Annotated in this window: 15 protein-coding genes; 13 read left to right on the forward strand and 2 right to left on the reverse strand. The window is 64.0% G+C overall.

From position 1 onward, the window contains the following. Window positions 1–165: 165 nt before the first annotated feature. The gene (locus F2P46_RS13555; RefSeq protein WP_166890194.1) at window positions 166–4,626 is read left to right on the forward strand and encodes a DUF6861 domain-containing protein; all 4,461 of its coding nucleotides are present in this window, start codon (window positions 166–168) and stop codon (window positions 4,624–4,626) included. Window positions 4,627–4,659: 33 nt separating this feature from the next. After that, window positions 4,660–5,706, forward strand: coding sequence for a hypothetical protein (locus F2P46_RS13560; RefSeq protein ID WP_166890197.1), 1,047 nt, complete (start codon window positions 4,660–4,662; stop codon window positions 5,704–5,706). Window positions 5,707–6,268: 562 nt separating this feature from the next. On the opposite strand, the gene F2P46_RS13565 is transcribed toward F2P46_RS13560, so the two are convergent. Continuing rightward, entirely contained in the window at window positions 6,269–6,730 is a 462-nt protein-coding gene (locus tag F2P46_RS13565) for a cache domain-containing protein (RefSeq protein ID WP_229509264.1), read from the reverse strand. A gap of 278 nt (window positions 6,731–7,008) precedes the next feature. Between F2P46_RS13565 and F2P46_RS13570 the strand changes: the two genes are divergently transcribed. From F2P46_RS13570 to F2P46_RS13600, 6 genes are all read left to right on the forward strand, one after another. Next, window positions 7,009–7,395, forward strand: a complete 387-nt coding sequence (locus tag F2P46_RS13570) for a VOC family protein (protein WP_166890200.1) — start codon at window positions 7,009–7,011, stop codon at window positions 7,393–7,395. Between the two features lie 231 nt (window positions 7,396–7,626). Beyond that, window positions 7,627–8,715 carry an HAF repeat-containing PEP-CTERM protein gene (locus F2P46_RS13575; protein WP_166890203.1) on the forward strand — a complete coding sequence of 363 codons (1,089 nt, stop codon included), beginning with the start codon at window positions 7,627–7,629 and terminating at the stop codon, window positions 8,713–8,715. Window positions 8,716–8,907: 192 nt separating this feature from the next. Then, window positions 8,908–9,930, forward strand: a complete 1,023-nt coding sequence (locus F2P46_RS13585; RefSeq protein WP_166890205.1) for a phospholipase — start codon at window positions 8,908–8,910, stop codon at window positions 9,928–9,930. Then, complete coding sequence (locus tag F2P46_RS13590; RefSeq protein WP_229509265.1) at window positions 9,927–11,303, forward strand: peptidylprolyl isomerase; 1,377 nt, start codon at window positions 9,927–9,929, stop codon at window positions 11,301–11,303. Before F2P46_RS13585 ends, F2P46_RS13590 begins: the two co-directional genes overlap by 4 nt. Then, entirely contained in the window at window positions 11,300–11,833 is a 534-nt protein-coding gene (locus F2P46_RS13595) for a hypothetical protein (protein WP_166890207.1), read from the forward strand. Before F2P46_RS13590 ends, F2P46_RS13595 begins: the two co-directional genes overlap by 4 nt. A gap of 92 nt (window positions 11,834–11,925) precedes the next feature. Beyond that, complete coding sequence (locus F2P46_RS13600) at window positions 11,926–12,999, forward strand: Rpn family recombination-promoting nuclease/putative transposase (RefSeq protein WP_166890209.1); 1,074 nt, start codon at window positions 11,926–11,928, stop codon at window positions 12,997–12,999. Between the two features lie 131 nt (window positions 13,000–13,130). Here F2P46_RS13600 and F2P46_RS13605 read toward each other — a convergent pair whose 3' ends face one another. Beyond that, window positions 13,131–14,279: an ABC transporter substrate-binding protein gene (locus F2P46_RS13605; RefSeq protein WP_166890210.1), complete on the reverse strand. Its 1,149-nt coding sequence runs from the start codon at window positions 14,277–14,279 to the stop codon at window positions 13,131–13,133. Between the two features lie 277 nt (window positions 14,280–14,556). Here F2P46_RS13605 and F2P46_RS13610 point away from each other — a divergent pair, with 277 nt between their 5' ends. The 5 genes from F2P46_RS13610 (at window position 14,557) to F2P46_RS13630 (ending at window position 20,352) form a co-directional block, all read left to right on the forward strand. Further along, window positions 14,557–15,885, forward strand: a complete 1,329-nt coding sequence (locus tag F2P46_RS13610) for an NCS2 family permease (protein WP_166890212.1) — start codon at window positions 14,557–14,559, stop codon at window positions 15,883–15,885. Between the two features lie 149 nt (window positions 15,886–16,034). After that, complete coding sequence (locus F2P46_RS13615) at window positions 16,035–18,074, forward strand: methyl-accepting chemotaxis protein (protein WP_166890214.1); 2,040 nt, start codon at window positions 16,035–16,037, stop codon at window positions 18,072–18,074. 38 nt (window positions 18,075–18,112) lie between these two features. Beyond that, a complete protein-coding gene (locus tag F2P46_RS13620; RefSeq protein WP_208296616.1) occupies window positions 18,113–18,985 on the forward strand; it encodes an outer envelope protein in 873 nt (290 codons plus the stop codon). Window positions 18,986–19,061: 76 nt separating this feature from the next. Continuing rightward, on the forward strand, window positions 19,062–19,697 hold the full coding sequence (gene yfcF, locus F2P46_RS13625; protein ID WP_166890216.1) for a glutathione transferase: 636 nt from the start codon (window positions 19,062–19,064) through the stop codon (window positions 19,695–19,697). Between the two features lie 118 nt (window positions 19,698–19,815). After that, window positions 19,816–20,352, forward strand: a complete 537-nt coding sequence (locus F2P46_RS13630) for a hypothetical protein (protein WP_166889953.1) — start codon at window positions 19,816–19,818, stop codon at window positions 20,350–20,352. Window positions 20,353–20,375: the final 23 nt, after the last annotated feature.

Consider the following 20,375-nt stretch of genomic DNA (forward strand, 5'->3'; position numbering starts at 1 on the left):
AACCACGATCACAAAGACAGTTTTTCCAGCGTAGAACGCATCCTTGGAACCTTCCGCCGCCAATACGAAACTGCCAATCCGCAGGCACGCATTGATATGGAAAAACGATTGGCGCGATGGTCGCAGCGGGTCGGCGCTTCGGCAAATGCAATTGAGAAACTGGCCATGACGACCGAGACCGGTCGCTCGGCCCGGGCGGTAACCCACGCCGTTGGCAAGGCCGAGCAGCGATTTGCTGTCTTACTCGCCACCAAGTTGGCCGGTTTGGATTTCTCGATGGTCTGGGACGTGCTGTGGTCGGTCGTGAAAGAGATCGTCATGTACGTGGGCGGCGGCGCCATCTTTTTCGGTGTTGTCGGCGGGATCGGCGGGGCGTTTTTTGCTGGTGCCGGCGCGGTGCCCGGCGCCATCGGTGGCGCCCTGTTCGGCAGCAAGGTTGGCGCCGAAATCATGATGTGGATGGGTCTCGGCAGCCTGGTCAAATGTATCGGCACGGCCATTCCCGAGATGTGCAGCCATCTGGCCGAAGGATTCGCCACTGCCTGGGCCGCCGGCCAGCTGCCTGAAAATGCGCGCGGCGAGTACCCGGGCATGATCGAGCGCGCCAGTATCTCCTTCGCGCAAGGCAAGTTGTTGCTGGTCGTGGCACTGCTTAGCGCGATCGTGGTCTATTTTACGAAAGGTCAGCTCAGCCGGTCGATGCTGCTGGCGGAAATCAGCGCCAGCAAGCTCGGACCAAAGTTCGCGACGTGGGTCGCGGCCAACGAGGCCAAGCTGATGGCCATGCCCGCCTTGCGCAGCAACCTGCCGGGTGCGGCGGACCAGGCCGGTGCGAAGGCGGGCGCTGGCGTCAGACCCGGGGCTGCGCCCGAGCCGGTCGCGGCCAAACCGGCCAAGCCGGCCGAGACACCCCCGAAAAATGGCAAGGGCGACAAGGTCTGCCCGATATGCCCGAACATCCTGGTTGGCCCGCCCGTGCACCCGATTTTCGGCAGCAAGATCTTGCTGGGTGAGAGCGACCTGGATTTTTCGCTGCCCGCGCCGCTACCGCTGCCGTGGCAGCGCACCTACAGTTCCGACGCAGCGCGCGTCGGCTGGCTGGGGCAAGGCTGGTCGACACCGATTTCGGAAGCGTTGCTGGTCAGCGCGGAGGAAGTCGTGGTCCTCGACGCCTATGAGCGCGCCGTGACGTTTTCACTGCCGGAGATAGGCGAATCGATCTACTCGCCCTACGAATCGGTCACCTTGAGCCGTACCGGTCCGCGCACCTTCGAGCTGATTGATGAAAATTTGCTGCGTCGCCAGTTCGCGCTTCCCGCCAACGGCAGGGACATCGCCAACCTGGTCGGCCTGGTCGATGCCAACGGCAATACCATCAGCATCCTGCACAACCACGCGCAGCTTCCGGAACGCATCAACGACAGCGCCGGCCGCGTGTTCACGCTGGTATTTGGCGAGCACCAGGGCCAACCGCGCCTGCGCTCGGTGGCGCTGGTGCGCGAGAGCGGGGATGGCGACAGCGGCATGCCGGCCACCCAGAGCGACGTGCTGGTCTATTACGATTATGACGAGGCCGGCGACCTGGCTCAGGTGCGCAACGGCGCCGGCCAGCTCAAGCGCCAGTTCCTGTATCGCCAGCACATGCTGGTGCAGCATGGCGAACCGGACGGGCTGGTGTCATGCTATGAATACGACCAGGATGCTCCGAGCGGCAAGGTGCTGCACAACTGGACCAACGGCGGCCATGCCTGGCGGTTCGACTACCGCCAGCATGAGACGATAGTCACCGACAACCTGGGACGGCGCCAGCACTATCGGTTCGACCACGAGCGGCGTCTCATCGGCCTGGTTGATGCCGCTGGCGGCGTCACCTTGCGCACGCTGGACCGTTTCGGCAACCTGCTGATGCTGACCGACCCTGCTGGCCGCGTGACCCGTTACCGCTACGACGAACGCAGCCGCGTGGTGCGGATCGAGGGTGGCGGCAGCGCCACCGGCATCGTCTACGACACCCGCTTCGACAAGCCGGCCTTGATCACCGATGCGCTGGGCGTGACGACCGCGTTGCGTTACGACGATCATGGCAACCTGACCAGCATCACCGACGGCTTGGGCCAGCGCACTTCGTACCAGTACAACAACGACGGTTTGCCGGTGCGCATCACCGACGCCGCCGGCGGCGTGAAAAAACTGAACTACAACGCAGCCGGGCAGCCAATCAGCCAGACCGATTGCGCCGGCAAGCTGACCCGCTTCGACTACGACGACAGCGGCAAGCTGCGCCAGGTGACCGACCCCAACGACAATGTCAGCGCGTATGACTATGACGACGGCGGACGCCTGCTGGCCACCCGCCAGGCCAATGGCACCGAGGAGCATTACGAATACGATGAATTCGGGCGCATTTGTGCATACATCGCCGGAGGCAACCGCACCAGCTATGTGCTCGACAGCGATGGCCGCCCACTGCAACGGATCGATGCGCGCGGCGGCGTGTTGCAGTACCAGTACGACGCTGCGCGCCGCATGGCGGCGCTGGTCAACGAAAACGGCGAGACGCACAGCTTCGCCTACGACGCGATGGATCGCCTGACCGAAGAAATCGGCTTCGATGGCTGCCTGACCCGCTACCGCTACGACGCCAGCGGCCAGATCGCCGCCAAGGAGGAGCATGGCAGCGGCATGCCCAGCGAACTGACCCGCATCGAGACCAGCTTCCTGCGCGACACAGCAGGCCGCCTGATCGAAAAAATCACGTCCCGCATCACCGGCCCGGCGCAGGCGGAGCAATTGCGCGAGCGTTACGGCTACGACCTGGCCGGCCGCATGACGCATGCGGCCAACGCCGATGCCGCCATCGTGCTCAAGTACGATGCCGTGGGGCAGTTGGTGTCTGAACAGACCACCAGCGCCGGCCACACCAGCGCGATGCGGCACGCCTACGACGAACTGGGCAACCGCGTGCAAACGGTGCTGCCCGACGGGCGCGTGCTCAATCATCTGTTCTACGGTTCCGGTCACTTGCACCAGATCAACCTCGATGGCGAGGTGGTGAGCGATATCGAGCGCGACAGCGCGCACCGCCCGGTCAGCCGCAGCCAGGGCGCCTTGACCAGTCACTTCCGCTACGACCCGGTCGGGCGGCTGTTGTCTCAGGTCGCCGCGAACGGCAGCACGCCAGCCGTAGCGCGACGTTACGAGTATGACGCCGGCGGCAACCTGGTGGTGCTCGACGACAGCCGTAACGGCCGAAGCACGTTCGAGTACGACGTCATCGGCCGCATCTTGAGCGCGACCCAGCCGCAGCTGGGCGAGCGTTTCGCGTTCGACCCGGCGCATAACCTGCTCAATGCGGGAGCCGAAGGCAGCGGCCGGGTCGAGGGCAACCGCCTGCGCGTGTTCGAGGACAAGCGCTTCGACTACGATGCGCATGGCAACCTGATCGAGAAGCGGGTCGGGCGCCACACACACATGCAGTTTACCTGGAACGGCGCGCATCAGCTGGTCAAGTCGACGGTTACCCGTAATGCCGGGCAGGAGGGCGACAGCGCGCAGACGGTGAAGTATGCGTACGATCCGTTCGGACGGCGCATCGCCAAGCGCGATGCCTTCGGCACCACGCGCTTTGCCTGGGATGGCAACCGCCTGCTCAGCGAGACCCGTGGCAAGCACTGCCGCACGTATATCTACGAGCCGGATTCCTTCGTGCCGCTGGCGCAGATCGACAGCGCGCCGGAGGATGGGGGCGCTGCGGCGCAGGTACACTACCTGCATACCGATCATTTGGGCACGCCGCGCGAAGTGAGCGATGCCGGCGGGCGCGTGACTTGGGCTGCCACTTACAAGGCATGGGGCAATGTGCTCAGGATCGAGGCCCCCGAGGTGGAGGACGAGGTGCAGGCCGGACAACGCTCGCAGCAGGCGCTGGCACAGGCGCAGCCGATCCGTTTCCAGGGCCAGTATCACGACATCGAAACGGGCCTGCATTACAACCGATTCCGGTACTATGATCCGGACGTGGGGCGTTTCGTCAGCCAGGATCCGATCGGGCTCGCGGGTGGCCATAATACGATGGCATATGCGCCCAATCCGACCGGATGGATTGATCCGCTCGGGTTGGCGACGTGTGGGCCGTGTCCGAAAGGCACAGGTGTTGTCGCGAGAAGCGTGCAGGGGGCAGCGAACCGCGTTCTGGAGTGGGATAAATTCGGTAACGAAATTGTGTACCGTGGTATGAAAGCAAAACACTACAATGCTCTTGTTGCACGCGGAATAGTAACCGGGACGGGGGAAACGTCCACCTCTCCGGCAATTTGGTATGCAAGTCGATATGCCCAAAAAGAGGGTGAAGTTTTGGTCAGATTTGCGATGAAACCGGGTACCTCGGATAAACTCCTCGCTATTGCTGTCGCTGCCGATGACGATGTGACCAGACTTGCGTTCCCTGATCTTCCGGTATTACGTCCCGGAGTAAGGTGGGGGGAGAGTTATGCGCGAATTAAGGTTGAAGGAGATCAGGTGACCACTGCCCTCGGTGCAAAAGGCGGGAGAGCGATAAAAATTTTCGAAGAAAATATTGTTCAATTTGAGCGTATTGCGCCAGATAAAACCAGCCTAATTTATTAAAGAATTGCAACATAACTTATGCGAGTAGCGACAATGTTTTTACGCCTTGATGAAGCTGACGTGCCAATGAAATTGGTCTACCAACTGAAAGAAGATCTCAGGAGGGATCCGGAACGAGTGCAGCAAACACAAGCGTTGACCCTGAATGCGTCTAGGCCGTGCATGGGGCTGAGCGGGAGATTGGGATTGTATGGTTCACCTGAGTGGTGGGCCAACATTCAAAATGGCGTAATTAGACAGGAGATAGTCTCCGGGCTAATCACTCGTGTATATATAAGCGGGTGGGGGGAGGATGAAATTAATGCATTCTCTTTCGTGACACCGTATGAAGAAGTGGACCATGAAGACATTCATGTCATCAATCAAGCCGATGCTAACCTGTTCCAGGTTGGAAGCCGTGTCGATGTGCTTTACTGCTATTACGAGCTGAAACACCAGCCGGCGGAAGACGGCACCATCGTCTATCTGAAGGAGGTGGTGGAAATGGCTGTATCATTGGAACCTGCCAGGCAGCGACCGGAGGGGGCTTACCGCAAAAGACAGGAACCAGGTTTTGTGGCGCCGGTGTCGTCGTTATTGGAGAGCATGCCAAATTTTATAGATCTCGATGCTGAGATACCGATGAAGCGGGTGTTCCGGCTGTCGGAACATCACAGACTTCATCCGGATGAGATAAGGAAAATTCAAGCGCTCACCTTGGATGAAACCAGGCCGACCGAAGGTCTGAGTGGGTATCGTGGCCTATACGGTTCAAATGAATGGTGGCACTACGTGCAATGTGGAAAAATACGTCGCACTTTTGCATCGGGTGTGATCAGCAAAGTCTATGTCGGAAAGGACAATGGGGTAGAATCGCCGGTCCTGCTGATTGACGTTTTGTCATCGAGAAATGCATTGATGGGTTTGCCTGTGCATGTGAACGACAACGCAGACATCGCGCTGTTTCAAGTGGGATGCCGGGTTGATTTTATCCATCTTTATCTGGAAAAAAAATGCCCTCCCTCCGCTGAAGAGGAAACCGAATGGGCTCTTGGCATGCTTGAAATGGCCGTCTCGCTCGAACCAGTCCGCCAGGGTTGAAAGATACTTGCTGAATGACAGGAGACGGCAATCTTTTGTTTGGTTTCGTCACAGGCGGTATCCGGATGTTGTAAAAACCAGGGAGGCGCTTACCCTGGACGAGACCCGGCCGATGCAGGGCTTGTGCGGAAAGCCCGGCCTGTACGGCTCCAACGAATGGTGGCACTACCTGCACCGCAGGAAAATACACCTGAGCCGGGGATCGGGCGTGATCAGCAGGGTGTATAGCGCCCCTGTCGAGGACGGTGAAAAGCCGGCGCCAGGCTGCCTCGTACAAATGGCCTGCTATGGTGGTGAGAAACACGATGGCAAGCTCGCCCAGCGCCATCGGCGTATTGCCCCAGCTGCTGCCGGCGTGGACAAACTCGATCTGCGCCTGCGGCGCCAACCCGGCCAGCGCCCGCCGCGCGCTGTAGAGCGTGAGCAGGCGCGCGCGCAATTACTGCGGCGCTCGCGCGGCCACGATCCTCACCAGCGCCGCATCGTGCGTTGCGAGTTTATCGGACAAAAAGCCATTCCCTGCGCTCATTGCTTCATGTCTGCTGGACTCCGGGCGCGTCGCCTATTTCTTGTAATACCCCGCCGAAATGACGACATCCTCGACTTTTTCAAAATACGCCGACTTGGCCTGGATATCCTTGCTCACCGGATTGACCCATTTGTAGTCGACCCAGCCGCTGCCCGGATTGGCGGCCTTGGCCATGATTTCCTTCATGAAGTACTTGTCGTCGCCATCCTTCAACTCGATGATGTTTTTGCCGGCCATCTTGGGATTGGCGCCGTGCGCCAGCACCTTGGCCTTGGTGTCCCACACGCTCAGGTACAAGTCCTTGCTGACGAATTGCCCCTTGGGATTGGCCACTTCGGCAAGCAGCTTGTCCTTGCCGTTGGCCTTGAAGAAAGCCACGCCCTGCTTCACCAGCGCGCTCGCTTCCTCCGCCGTTCCCGCGTCCGCCGCCAGCACATTGGCCGCGAAGGCCAGCGAAGCAGCCATGCCGAGTACACTTTTGATCAACATTGTCATCAACTTACTCCTTCAAACAGGTGGGGGAACAGGTGTCGGCAAGCTTCCCGATGGTGTACCCGCCGCCCGCGAAAGTCAATCGCCGCTGTTGTCTGGCGGATTCTCCCGGACCTTGACTTCGAAAAACCGTACAGTGGAACACGCGCTGGCTGGCTGGCCGACCGGTCGATATTGGCCCGGACGGGCGCGCCGGCCCGACCTTGAAGAAGTCCAAAAATGGCGAAACGGGCGCGCGGATGCGCGGCCGGGTGTGCCGCTGTTGAAAGGAGAAAGGCTGTATGCGGATCGATGTGTTCTTGAGGGCCGAAGCGCCGGCCGAGACGATCAGGTTTTATGTGCAGGAACTGGGGATGTTCCGGGTCGACGCCGACTATGGGATGGATTCCTGGCTGCTGCGTGCAGTCGCCAATCCGGCTATCTGCCTGCAAATCACGCCCTGGCATCCGGCGCCGTGCGCGACGCCGGTGTTTGCGTTGACCGTGCCGAGCTGCGACGCCGAATTGAAGCGCTTGCGGGGAGTGCAGTTTGCCAGCGGCGGCGGGCTGGTGCCGGACAAAAACGGCGTGCTGGAGGTATTCGAATGGCCGGGCGGGAAGAATTTCATGCTGGAAGATCCGGGTAAAAACCGTTTTCTCCTGTGCGAAGACCGTATCGCGCCTACGTAAGCTGGATCGGTGCGCCGATCCTTGAAAGTGGCGAAGCGTAAGGAAAATCGCGGGGCGTTCGATCGTCGCACGCCGGCCGATCCCAAGGCCGATTTACTGGACGGGAAAAGATAGATTTATCAACGTTAATATTGGTCTAAGATTGTCAGTGCTGTCCACGTCCTGCCTTCAGCCCATTTGCGCTAAAGGCAATATGGCATCCCTCTCCGCCACGCTCACCGGAACCTTACCATGCAAAAATCATCAGTTCTTTTTGTCGCAAGTCTTCTTATTGCCGCCGCCGGCCCGGCCCAGGCGCTGCAGTACAAGCTCTCGCCCCTGCTGGTCGATTCGGCCAGCGCGACCGAGGCGTTCTCGATCAATAACGCCGGTACCGTGCTTGGCCTGGCCCAGCGCAACCAGGCCCAGGCGGTGCTGTGGGAGCAGGGCACGGCGCGCTACCTGAGTCACGACCCGCAGAGCTATGGCAGTTATGGCCTGGCGCTCAATCATGCCGGCGACGTCGCGGGCTATAACTTCTACCCGCACGGTATCCTCGCCGCCACCAGATGGACGGCAGCCGGCATAGAGTCGGTGCCGGTCTCGAACGATTACTCCCAAGCGACCGACATCAATGCACATGGGGTGACGGTCGCCAATGGGCTCGGTGGCTACGTGGAAACCTCCGTATCATGGGATGGCGTGACAACGACGAAGCTGCTTCCCTTCAGTACGGTCTACAACGACGTCCCCCCCGGTTGGCCGTTCAGCCCGGGAACGACCGCACAAGCGCTGAACGACCTCGGGCAGGTCGTGGGCTGGGGCGCGACCGCCGATCACAAGCAACATGCGGCGCTATGGAACAATGGCCAAATCGTCGACCTGCATGGCGGCGGGACCGGCAGCGCGGCGAAAGACATCAACAACGCCGGACAAATCGTGATCAATACGTATTTCGGGGAAGATGTGCGCGCCGGCCTCTGGCAGAACGGCGCCCTGAGCTACCTGGGCGAGCACTCCGAAGGCAACGGCATGAATGCCCTGGGCGCCGTGGTCGGATGGGCCGGCGTCGGCGAAGGCGCCCAGCATGCCGTGCTGTGGCAGGATGGGATGGAATTCGACCTGAACGCGCAGATCGTCGGGGAGCGGTTCGGCTTTACTTATCTCGAGAAGGCCTACGGCATCAATGACCACGGCCAGATCGTCGGGCGCGGCCTGACGGCCGATGGCAGCCACCAGGCATTCCTGTTGAGCCCAGTACCGGAACCCGGCGCCTGGCTGATGCTGGCGGTCGGGCTGGGCATCGTGGTGCGCGTCAAGCGCAGGGTGCGGGCTGCCTGAACGGCGGCGGCGAGACCGTCGCGCCGATCGCCAACGAGCTGCCTTTGCGCGGCCTGTCAACTGAAAAAGCGCGTCCTTACCCGGCGCGCCACAGTCATGGCATCGTCACATTTCATCGTTACATTTTCACATTTCTTCCTTCGCGAATCAGCCACGCGGTCACCGCACCGCTGGCGTCACCCTGGAGTCATGATGAAACCGACACTGCTCGCCGCCAGCTTCGCGCTGGCCCTGTTTGCCAGCGCACCCGCCAAGGCATGGCAACAAGAAACGCACCGCCGCATCGTGCTTGATGCGATCACCTTCATGAAGAACAATCCATCGACCACCAACTATGCCAAGCTGGCCGCTGGCGTGGCCAGGGCCGGCTACACGATGGACCAGTTCGCCCAAGCCGTGGGCCAGGGCGCTTACGATGTCGATGATTTTGCCGACACCTATCTGTGCGGCGCCACCACCGGCAGCTGCCAGATGGCGCCGGTGTGGGGCCTGGGTTCCTCGCTGGCCAACTACACCTCCTACTGGCATTTCCAGAACCACACAGGCGGGCGCGATGTGCACGGCAACGCCTTCGGCGGCTACAACTACGCCAAGCTGAGCAACCGCGGCGATATCGACAAGCTGGCCGCCGGCTGGCTGGTGGGCGACTACCTGGACGATGGCGCCGGCGGCCTGAAAGGCTGGTTCGGCGACAACAGCAAGTACAACAGCTTCGGCGTGACCGAAGCGAACTACCGCATGGGCGGCAACTCCAGCAGCAAGCAGTACGCCGATTTCGAAACCATGCCTTTCCAGCCGATCGATAACCTGGGGCAGTACTGGTGGCAGCAGTTCCTCACGCGCCCGAGCGCGCAGTCGCTCGGCTTCGTGCTGCACACGACCGACCTGGTCCAGCCGCACCATACCTGGGGCACCTCGGGCAATGGCCACTCGGGCTGGGAACAGTGGGTGGGCGACTACTACGAGCGCGAACAGTTGAACGATGCCGCCCTGGTGCGCGGCGCGCTGGCCAGCTTTACCCCGCTCGCCCCAAACGCCACCGATATCCGCGCGCTGCTGACCCAGGGCGGCAGCTATTCGTACGCCAACGGCGGCATTGTGCTCTCGTCGACCGATCACGCCGACCGCCGCACGGTGGCGCGCGCCATGGTGCCGCATGCGATCGCCATGGTGGTGCACGTACTCAACCGCGCCGCCGAGCGCCTGGCGATTTGAAGCCGCGGCGCCTGCTGCGCCTGCTGCGCGCGCTGGCCGGCGCCGCCTGCGTGGCGTGCGCCTGGCCTGCTATGGGGGCTTGCGGCCAGCCGGCGCCGGCAGCGGCGGTAGCGGCGCGCATCGACGGCGCGCCGCTGCTCGCGTTCAGCGTCGAGAGCAGCTGGTGCATGGCGCGCGCCGCCGATCCGGACGCGCAGCGCAGCGCCACGCTCGAGCTCCTCATCGCCAACCGCCTGCTGGCCGGGGAGGCGCGCAAGCGCTTCGGGGAAGCGGCGCTGTGGGCCGGGCAGCGGGTTGGCTTCGCACGCGAGGTGAGCATCGACGACCAGCTGGTGAGCACCTTGCGCAGCCTGTATGGCAAGGAAATGGAAAGCGATTTGCGGCAATTGCCCGGCGTCGGCCTCGACAGCTTGCTGCGGCCAACGCCGCCATTGAGCGACGCCGAGCTCGACGCGGTGTTCGGCAAACCCGGCGCGCTGCGGCTCGACCTCAGCCTGGACGAGGCGCAGCTGGCGCAGGCAGGCAAGCTGGTGCTGCTGCGCTTTGCCAAGCCGGGCGGTGGCGAAGGCAGCATCAGCCTGGCCGACGTGGCCCGCCGCCAGAACGTCCAGGGCAGGGTGGCGCTGTTCGCGCGCGAGCGTGACTTCATGCAGCGGCAGGCCCGGCTGCAGGTCGCCTCGTGGTACGTGCTGGACTGGAGCGTGCGCCGCTTCGGCGCCGCGTCCGTGGCCGACCTGCGCCGGGTGCTGGCCGACCAGGGCGATGTGCAGGCCATGATGCGCCTGCACGGCCTGGGCGACGACCAGCACGCCGGCAGCCGCCTGCTCGACACGCTGGCCGGCCAGGTCGGCGCCGGGCAGGTGCGCGCCTACTACGCGCGGCGCCGCGAGGATTTCGTGCGCATCGAACGGGTGCGCGCGCGCCATATCCGCCTGCCCGATGAAGCGGCGGCGCGCAGGGTGGCGGCCGCGCTGGCCGGCGGCGCCGATTTTGCGGCCCTGGCGCGGCGTCACTCGATTGCGCCGGACGCCGCCGGCGGCGGATCGCTCGGCTGGGTGCGCCATGAAAGCCAGGCTGGAAGCAAACCCGGCTGGCTGGCGCAATTGCTGTTCACCCAGGCGCCGGGCCAGGTCTCGGCGCCGGTGCGCAGCCCTGCCGGCCCCGGCCGCCATGCGGCATGGGAAATCGTGCTCGTCGAAGAGCGGGTGCAAGGCTATCAGGCCGCCGATTCCGAAGCGGTGCGCTATGTGGCCAGCCGCGCGCTGGCGCGCGAGATGGCTGCGGCACAGCTGACGGCGTTGCGTGCCGGGCTGCTGCGCAAGGCGCGCATCGAGATCACCAGGGCCGGCATGGCAGGGGAGGGGCCGGCATGAAGGGCGGCGCCCTCCTCGTGGCGCTGGTGGTGGCCGCTGCCGCCTCACTGCTGGCGCGCCCGCCTGCCCCGGAGCCGTCGGCGGCTGCGCCACCGGCGGGGACGCCTGCCGTGCCGCCCGTCGCAACCGCGCCTGCCCGCACCGTCCAGGCGGCGGGGCCAGGATGGTTCGGTGAGGTGGCGCGCGCCGCGCCGCTCACGGCAGCCGACAGCATGGCCGATGCGCGCCTGCATGGCGACGCGCGTACGCCGCCGCTGGCGCCGCCAGCGGCCGCCGGGGCGGGGCCGAGCGACGCCGAACTGGCCGACCGCCACGCGTACCGGGCCTATGAAGCGCGCCAGGAGGCGCGCGTCATGGCCGCCTTCGCCAGCGCCGCGCAGCGCGAAGTGCCGCGCTTGCAGGCTGACGTCGAGCGTGCCCGCGCCAGCGGGATTCCGGCGGCGCAAATCGCCAGGGTGGAGGACAAGATCCGGCGCCTGGAACAGTTGCGCCGCGAGATCGCCGGCCCCGGAGCGGCGCTACGCGACTGAGCATTCAAACGCGTGGCAACTGCCGCAAGCACGCCGCTGCGCACGTTTGAGCCAGCGCAAAGACGGGCCAGGGGCGCTGGCTAAGATGCGCCATGACCGCCAATCACGACCTTGGATACCGCGCCTTGTTTGCCCACCCGGAAATGGTGCGCGAACTGATCACGGGCTTTACTGCCTTCAGGTTGCTTGACGGAGTCGCCCTGTCGGCCTTCGAACGCGTCAATGCGGACTACGTGAGCGAGCGACCGTCGGCGCGCCAGGGCGATGTCGTCTGGCGCGTTCGGCTCGGCGAGCAATTCCCGGACGTGGTCATCCTGCTCGAATTCCAGTCCGGCGTGGACCGCTGCATGGCGCTGCGCATGCAGACTTACGTCGGCTTGCTGTGCCAGGACCTGGTCAAACGCCACCAATTGTCGCCAGGCTTGCTGTTGCCGCCGGTGCTGCCGCTGGTCTTCTACAACGGCGAGCCGCCGTGGAGCGCGACCCCGGATCTGGCCGACTTGCTCATGACGCCGCCCGCCGAGCTGGCTGCCTTGCAACCATCGCAGCGCTATGCGCTGATCGACCAGCGGCGCCTGGACCGGGCGGCGCTGGACGCGAATGACGATTTGCTGGCGCTGCTGTTCCGGATTGAACTTTCATTGTTTCCCGATGTCTTAACGACGCATGTAACGGCGCTGAAGACCTGGTTCAGGAACACGCCCCAGACCAGCCTGCGGACGTCGGTCTGGGCCTGGTGGAAAGCGCTGCTGGCGCGTAAAACTGACAATACGCAATTGTTTGACCTCGATAGTGCAGAGGAGGATGACATGAACCAGCTAAAACCTTGGGACAGAGAGATGGAGGAGCTCGTCAATCAAAGAGCACGCGCGCTGTTTGAGGAAACCATGGAGAAAGCCATGGAGAAAGCCATGGAAAAAGGCAAGGAAGAAGGCAGGGAAGAAGGCAGGGAAGAAGGCCGGGAAGAAGGCCGGGAAGAAGGCCGGGTCATCACCCTGCGCAACATGCTCGGCGCCCTGTTGCGCAAGCGCTTCGGCGACTTGCCGACGCCGACGGCGCAGCGTATCGCCGAGGCCACGAAGGACGAGCTCGAACAATGGTTCGAGCGCGGCCTGAATGGGCCCAACCTGGCGCTAGTGTTTGGTGACGGCAAGACGCCCGGATAGACGCGCTTGCCCGAACATGGGCGCCGGCAAGGTGGAGGGCATTGCCGGCGCGCTCGACCTGGATCTGTTCAACGGCACCGCCCGGGCGCTGGCGCAGCCGGGCTGGCCAGCCACCTGAGCGTCGGGCAAGCTTACAGCGGCGCGCGCACGATCGCGCCTTTTTTCCAGATCGCCATCACTGCGCTGCTCAGGTTGATGCCTTCGTGATCATCTTCCGAGAACGGTTTGTTGTAGGTGGCAATCGCGCCCGGCACCGTGCTGTTCAGCTTTTCCAGTGCGGCCTTGATCTTGGCGCCGTCGGTGCTGTTGGCCTGGCGGATGGCGGCGGCCAGCAGCAGGATCGAGTCGTGCCCACCGGCCACGGCGGTCGGATTGGTCATGCGCGCACGCTTGTATTCGCTGCGGTAGGCCACCTCGAATTCGCGCCCGGCCGCCGAGGTGGCGCCTTCCACAAACGTCTGCGGCGAGATCGCTCCTTCGGCATGGCTGGCCGCCACGTTGATGAAGGAATCGGTGGCGTTGGCCCACGAGCCGATCAGCGCCAGGTTCAAGCCCAGCTTGGCGCTGGTGGCGGCGATATGACCCTGCTCGGTGCCGATGCCGTACACCAGCATCACCGTCGCACCGGCTTCCTTGGCCTTGGCCAGCTGGGCCGACATATCGGCGTCGCCCACCTTGAAGCTGCCCACCGAGACGGCCTTGATGTCATGCGTGATCAACTGCTTGACCATGTCGTCATGCCCGCCCGTGCCGTACGGCGTGGTGTCGTGCAGCAGCGCGATTTTCTTGTGGCCCTTCTTGACCGCGTAGTCGACCATCATCTGCGCCTGCAAGGTGTCCGACGCTTGCACGCGGAAGGTGTAATTGCCTTCCGGCGCGTTCTGGAACGCCTTGGTCAGCTTGGTGCCGGCCGACGCCGGTACGATATTGGGCAGCTTGGCCTTTTGCATCACCGGCTGGTACGCCAGCACCACGCCGGTGTTCACGCCACAGGAACACGCCACCACGCCCTTGGCCAGCAACGCTTCCATGTTCTTGCTCGCGTTTTCGGGCTTGCTTTCATCGTTCAGCTCGACCAGTTCCAGGTTGCGCCCCATGACGCCGCCACGGGCATTGATGTGCGCCACCGCGAGGCGCTGGCCGTCGCGTACCGCCAGGCCCAGCGGGGCCGATCCGCCCGTCAGCGGCAACAGCGCGCCGATCTTGATGGTGTCGGCCGCAAACGTGGCGCTGCCGAGGCACAGCGTGGCCGCTGCGAATCCGATATGGCTAAGTTTCATGCGTAATCCTTTTCCTTCTGTTCTGTAAGAGGCAAACTGCTGAGGGGACTCCGGATACCGCCGAGCATCATGGTCGCGGGCCCGATGTTGAGCAAATTGATAGCGTTCTTGGCAAGGGCGCTTTAGTTTAAGGCAAATTTGCGCTGATGCAACAATTGAACTGTTGTATTTGCGTCAGCCCATGGCGTATGGCGGCGCTCGCCATGCACTTTGCATGCAAATGGCGACGAGCGGGTACGATATGCCCCCCGCCGGCATGCCGGCTGTTATATTTCCCATGCTTACCCCAACAGGAGAGACCATCTTGTCGTTACTTGAAAACCATTTCAAACTCAAGGAGCACGGAACCGACGTCCGCACCGAGCTGCTGGCCGGGCTGACCACGTTCCTGACGATGGCCTACATCATCTTCGTCAACCCGTCGATCCTCGGCAGCGCCGGCATGCCCACCGATGCCGTGTTCGTGGCCACCTGCCTGGCCGCCGCGCTCGGCAGCCTGATCATGGGCCTGTACGCCAACTATCCGATCGCGCTGGCGCCGGGAATGGGCTTGAATGCCTATTTCGCTTTCATCGTGGTCAAGCAGATGGGCTTGTCGTGGGAGGTAGCGCTGGGCGCGGTGTTCATCTCCGGCTGCCTGTTTTTGCTGGTGAGTCTGTTTCGCCTGCGCGAAATGATCATCAACGGCATTCCCGCCTCGATCCGGGTCGCCATCGCGGTCGGGATCGGCCTGTTCCTCGGCCTGATCGCGCTGCACAATGCCGGCATCGTGGTGCCCAACAAGGACACCATGGTCACCATGGGGGACTTGCATTCCGCCCCGGCCTTGCTGGCGATCATCGGCTTTTTCGTGATCGTCGCGCTTGACAAGCTGAAGGTCAAAGGCGCGATCCTGATCGGCATCCTGCTGGTCACCGTGCTCAGTTTTTTCTTCGCGGGTAACAAGTTCATGGGCCTGGTGTCGGCCCCGCCATCGCTCGCGCCCACCCTGTTCAAGCTCGACATCATGGGCGCGCTCTCGGTCGGGATCTTGAACGTGGTGCTGGTGTTCTTCCTGGTCGAGCTGTTCGACGCCACCGGCACCATGATGGGCGTGGCCAGCCGCGCCGGCTTCCTGGTCAACGGCAAGATGGCGCGCATGAACAAGGCCCTGATGGCCGACAGTTGCGCCATCGTGGCCGGGGCCGCCCTCGGCACCTCGAGCACCACGGCTTACATCGAAAGCGCGGCCGGGGTCCAGGCCGGCGGGCGCACCGGACTGACCGCGGTGGCGGTGGCGATCCTGTTCCTGTGCTGCCTGTTCCTCTCGCCGCTGGCCTCGGTGGTGCCGGCGTACGCCACCGCGCCGGCGCTGCTGTACGTGGCTTGCCTGATGCTGCGCGAACTGGGCGAGATCGACTGGAACGACACCACCGAAAGCATACCGGCCGCGATCACCGCCCTGGCCATGCCGTTCACGTATTCGATCGCCACCGGCGTGGCCTTCGGTTTCATTTCCTACGCCGTGCTCAAGCTGCTGACCGGGCGCGCGCGCGAGGTCAAGGCGGCGGTATGGGTGATCGCGGCCTTGTTCTTGTTTAAATTTATTTATCTCGGCGGAGGTTAAACCATTGCGTGTTTGTCCAGCTTGCGACCGGCACGCAACACTTCCTGAGTGCGTTAGCACGCACTAGTGCATTTGGTCTTGACCTGACGCAAGCCAGAAAGGAATATGGTCCTTGTGTTGTGACTCCCTGTCACCGAAAGGACACCGCCTTGACCCTGTTGCGCCATCTCTCGATCCAAAAGAAACTTATGCTCAGCATGGCCGCCTGCCTGCTGTTGTTCGTTGTCATTTCTTCCACCCTGAGCATCACCATGACCAGCCGCGGCATCCGCGAGCGGGTCGTCGAGCAGGAGCTGCCGTCGGTGGTGGGCGAGATCCGCAATGACGTGCTGCGCCAGATTTCGGTGCCGCTGGGCGCATCGCTGGCGCTGGCCAACAACACCTACATCCACGCCTGGGAAGGCGAGGGCTTGCCCGACGCCGGCATCGATGCCTGGAAGGCCTACGCCGAGAGCGTCAAGGCCAAGAACAAGGCCGTCACCGTGTTCTGGGTCTCGAAAGCGACCGGCAAGTACATGAGCGAGCAGGGCCTGACCCGCACCATCGACAAGGAAGGCGGCAACGACCAATGGTTCCATGGTTTCCTGGCCGAGGGCAAGCCTTACACCCTGGTGCTGAACAAGGAAGGCGCCTCCGACATCATGTTGTTCATCAACGTGCGCGCCGACGCCGGGCCGGGCAAGCTGGGCGTGGCCGGGGTCGGCCTGTCGGTGGCGGCGCTGGCCGACACCATCCGCGCCTACAAGGTCGGCCAGACCGGTTTCGTGTCGCTGGTCAGTGCCAACGGCGCCGTGCTGGTGCACCGCGACGCCGCCCTGGCCGACGGCAAGCACTTGCTCAAGGACTTGCCGGGCTACAGCGAAGAACTGAGCAAGACCTTGCTGGGCGGCGCCAAATTCACCCACGCCGCCAGCACCGGCGCCAACGGCGCGCGCATCCTGGCCTCGTCCTATGTGCCGGAACTGAACATGTATGTGGTGGCCGAAGTGCCGGAAACCGAAGTGCTGGGCAACGTCGCGCGCGACGCCACCATCTCGGCCCTGGTGGCGGCCCTGATCGGCGGCGGCATCGGCCTGTTCGGCATCTATTTGATCAGCCGCGCGATCGCCGGCCCGGTGGCGCGCGCTAGCGCCATGCTGAGCGATATCGCCGGCGGCAATGGCGACCTGAGCCGCCGGATGCCGGTCGAGAGCGGCGACGAGGTGGGCGAACTGGCCGATGCCTTCAACCGCTTCGTGTCGTCGCTGAACCTGACCATCAGCCAGGTGCGCGGCAGCACCGAAACCATCGCCGCGGCCTCGAGCGAAATTGCAGCCGGCAATATGGACTTGTCGGGCCGCACCGAAGCGCAAGCGTCGAGCCTGGAAGAAACGGCCGCCGCCATGGAGCAGATGACCTCGACCGTGAAGCAAAATGCCGAGAACGCCAGCCAGGCCAACCAGCTGGTCGTGTCGGCCTCCTCGCACGCGCTCAAGGGCGGCCAGGTGGTGGGGCAGGTGGTCAGCACGATGGGATCGATTACCGACAGTTCGCGCAAGATCGCCGACATTATCGGCGTCATCGACGGCATCGCTTTCCAGACCAACATCCTGGCCCTGAACGCCGCCGTGGAAGCGGCGCGCGCCGGCGAGCAGGGGCGCGGCTTTGCCGTGGTGGCGTCGGAAGTACGCAACCTGGCCCAACGCTCGGCCGCCGCCGCCAAGGAAATCAAGACCCTGATCGACGACTCGGTGGCCAAGGTCGATGCCGGCAGCAAACTGGTGGACGAAGCCGGGGTCACCATGCACCAGATCGTCACCTCGGTGCAGCAGGTGGCCGACCTGATGAGCGAAATCGCCGCCGCCAGTTTCGAGCAGAGCCAGGGCATCGGCCAGATCAACCATTCGATCAGCGCCATGGACGACGCCACCCAGCAGAACGCCGCGCTGGTGGAAGAGGCGGCCGCCGCCGCCAAGTCGCTGCAGGACCAGGCGGCCAACCTGGCCAGCGTGGTCAGCGTGTTCAAGCTCGACGAGAACGTGGCGCCGCCCGCGCGCGGCGCCCTCGCACGGCCGGCGCCGGCGGCCCGCAGCGCACCACGCCCGGCCGCCAAAGCGCTCGCAAGGCCCGCCGCCAAAGCACCCGCCAGGCCGCCCGCCAAGGCGCCAGCCAAGTCCGCGCCCGCCGGCGACGACTGGGAAGAATTTTGAGCGCCCCCCTTTGTATGACTTTTAACCAGGGAACCACCATGACCGCCATCCACCTGCGCCGCCTGCCCGCGGCCTGCCTCCTTGCCGCCGCCAGCCTGGCCGGCAGCGCCGCCCAGGCGGCCGACTGGAGCGACACCGCGATCAGCTGGCGCACCGGCGAGCGTTTCCGCGAGCCGTTCAACAGCGAGAACGTCGGCAAGCACGTGTTTGCGCTGACCCACGCCAGCGGCTACCAGTACGGCCGCAATTTTTTCAATCTCGACATGCTCGTTTCCGACAGCAAGGACCCGGCCTCGCTCAACCAGACCGACGGCGCCCAGGAAGCCTACGTGGTGTACCGCCACACGCTCGACATCGGCAAGCTGCGCGGCGCCCCCATCAAATTCGGCCCGGTGAGCGGGCTTGGCGCGACCGTCGGTTTCGACTGGAACACCAAGAACGACGTCGGCTACAACTCGCGCAAGCAGATGCTGGTGGCCGGCCCGACCTTGATGTGGCAGGTGCCCGGTTTTCTGTCGACCAGCCTGTTGCTGCTACGCGAGAGCAATGCGCCGAGCGGCGCCTTTCCGCCGGTCTCGAACGTGCGCGGGCGCTATACCTACGACCTGCATCCGATGCTCGCGACCAGCTGGGGCATTCCGGTCGCCGAGTTGTGGGCCTTCGAAGGCTATGCCAACTTCATCGCCTCCAAAGGCAAGAGCGAAACCGGGGCTGATACCGGCGCCGAAACCAATATCGACATGCAACTCATGTTCGACGCCGGCGCGGCCATGGGCTATAAAAAGCGCACCTTCCGCGTCGGGCTCGAATACCAATACTGGAACAACAAATTCGGCAACACCGCGGCCACCACCAGGGGACGGGGCTACCGCGCCAAGACGCCGATGGTACGCGTGGCCTACCACTTCTGAGGGGTCGGCAGCAATGTTGCAAGTTTTGCTATAAGATGAACGGCTGACTTTCAACCACCACTGCCCGGAGCCCACCATGCAAGAACTGACCCTGTACGTCGACAGCCGTTTCACCAGCCCATGGGCGCTGTCGGCGTTCCAGGCCCTGACCGAGAAAAAGCTGCCGTTCACGCTGCACACGGTCAACCTGGACCAGGGCGAGCAGAAGCAGGCTGCGTTTCGCGACCTCAGTCCCATCGGGCGCGTGCCGCTGCTGGTGCAAGGCGACCTGGCGCTGGCCGAGTCGAGCGCCATTGTCGAATACCTGGAAGAAGCCTTTCCGCCGCCGGCCTACGCGGCCGTGCTGCCGGACGGCGTGCAACAGCGCGCCATGGCGCGCCAGGTCATGGCCTGGCTGCGCAGTGACCTGATGGCCCTGCGCGCCGAGCGTTCGACGGAAGTGGTGTTTTATGCGCCGGTGAGCACGCCGCTCACGCAGGCCGGGCAGTCCGCGGCCGCGCGCCTGATCGCGATTGCCGACCAGTTGGTCACGGGCGAGCATCTGTTCGGGCAGTGGTGCATCGCCGACACCGAGCTGGCGCTGGCGCTCAACCGCCTGATCTTGAACGGCGATCCGGTGCCGGAACGGCTCACCGCCTGGTGCGCGGCGCAGTGGCAGCGCGACAGCGTGCGCCAGTGGATCGCGAAGTCGCGCGGCGGCGTACCCGGGTAGGATGGTGGCGGGCGGGTAGGCCCGGGAACTCGGCGGCAAGGATTGCGCTGAATTCCATCGGGCTGTATATTGTTGCCGAAAGGGAGCAGCAATGGAAGAGCGACGCAAGAATCATGCAATGGCCGCGACGGTTGAGAAGGCAATCCTTCTCAAGGACACCGTATCGGTACACCAAGCCGCAATTTACCTGGCCTCGGGCGGCGTGCCGCTCGATGTGACCGGGCGCGTCCTCACGACCCCGTACCGGCGCGGCATGGTGCGCTCCGGGGTCAGTGACGAGGCCTATACCACGCTGCCCGCCACACCGCCGGCCGCACTGGCGCAGCCGGCACGCGCGCCTGCCGCGCCAGTGGCGCGCGCAGCGGCACCCGCACCCGCACCCGCACCCGCACCCGCACCCGCACCCGCACCCGCACCCGCACCGGTCCCTGCAAGCGCGCCCGCGCCTGTCGCCGTGCCTGCGCCCGCGGCCGCCGTCGTCCCTGCGCCGGTCGTGCAATCGGCCGCCCCCGCGCTGCCGCTGCCCTTGCGCGCTGCCGATGCCGAAGCCGATTCGGAGATGGTCACCGTGCCCCTCATGGTGCCTGGCGCGCCGCCCTCGGCGCCATCATCCTGGCGCGACATCATCCATTCAGCCGGTCCGACCTTCCGCTGAACGCCTCGCCTTGGCGCCATGCG

Source organism: Massilia sp. CCM 8734, assembly GCF_011682155.1.
Classification (GTDB): Bacteria; Pseudomonadota; Gammaproteobacteria; order Burkholderiales; family Burkholderiaceae_D; genus Telluria_A; species Telluria_A rubra.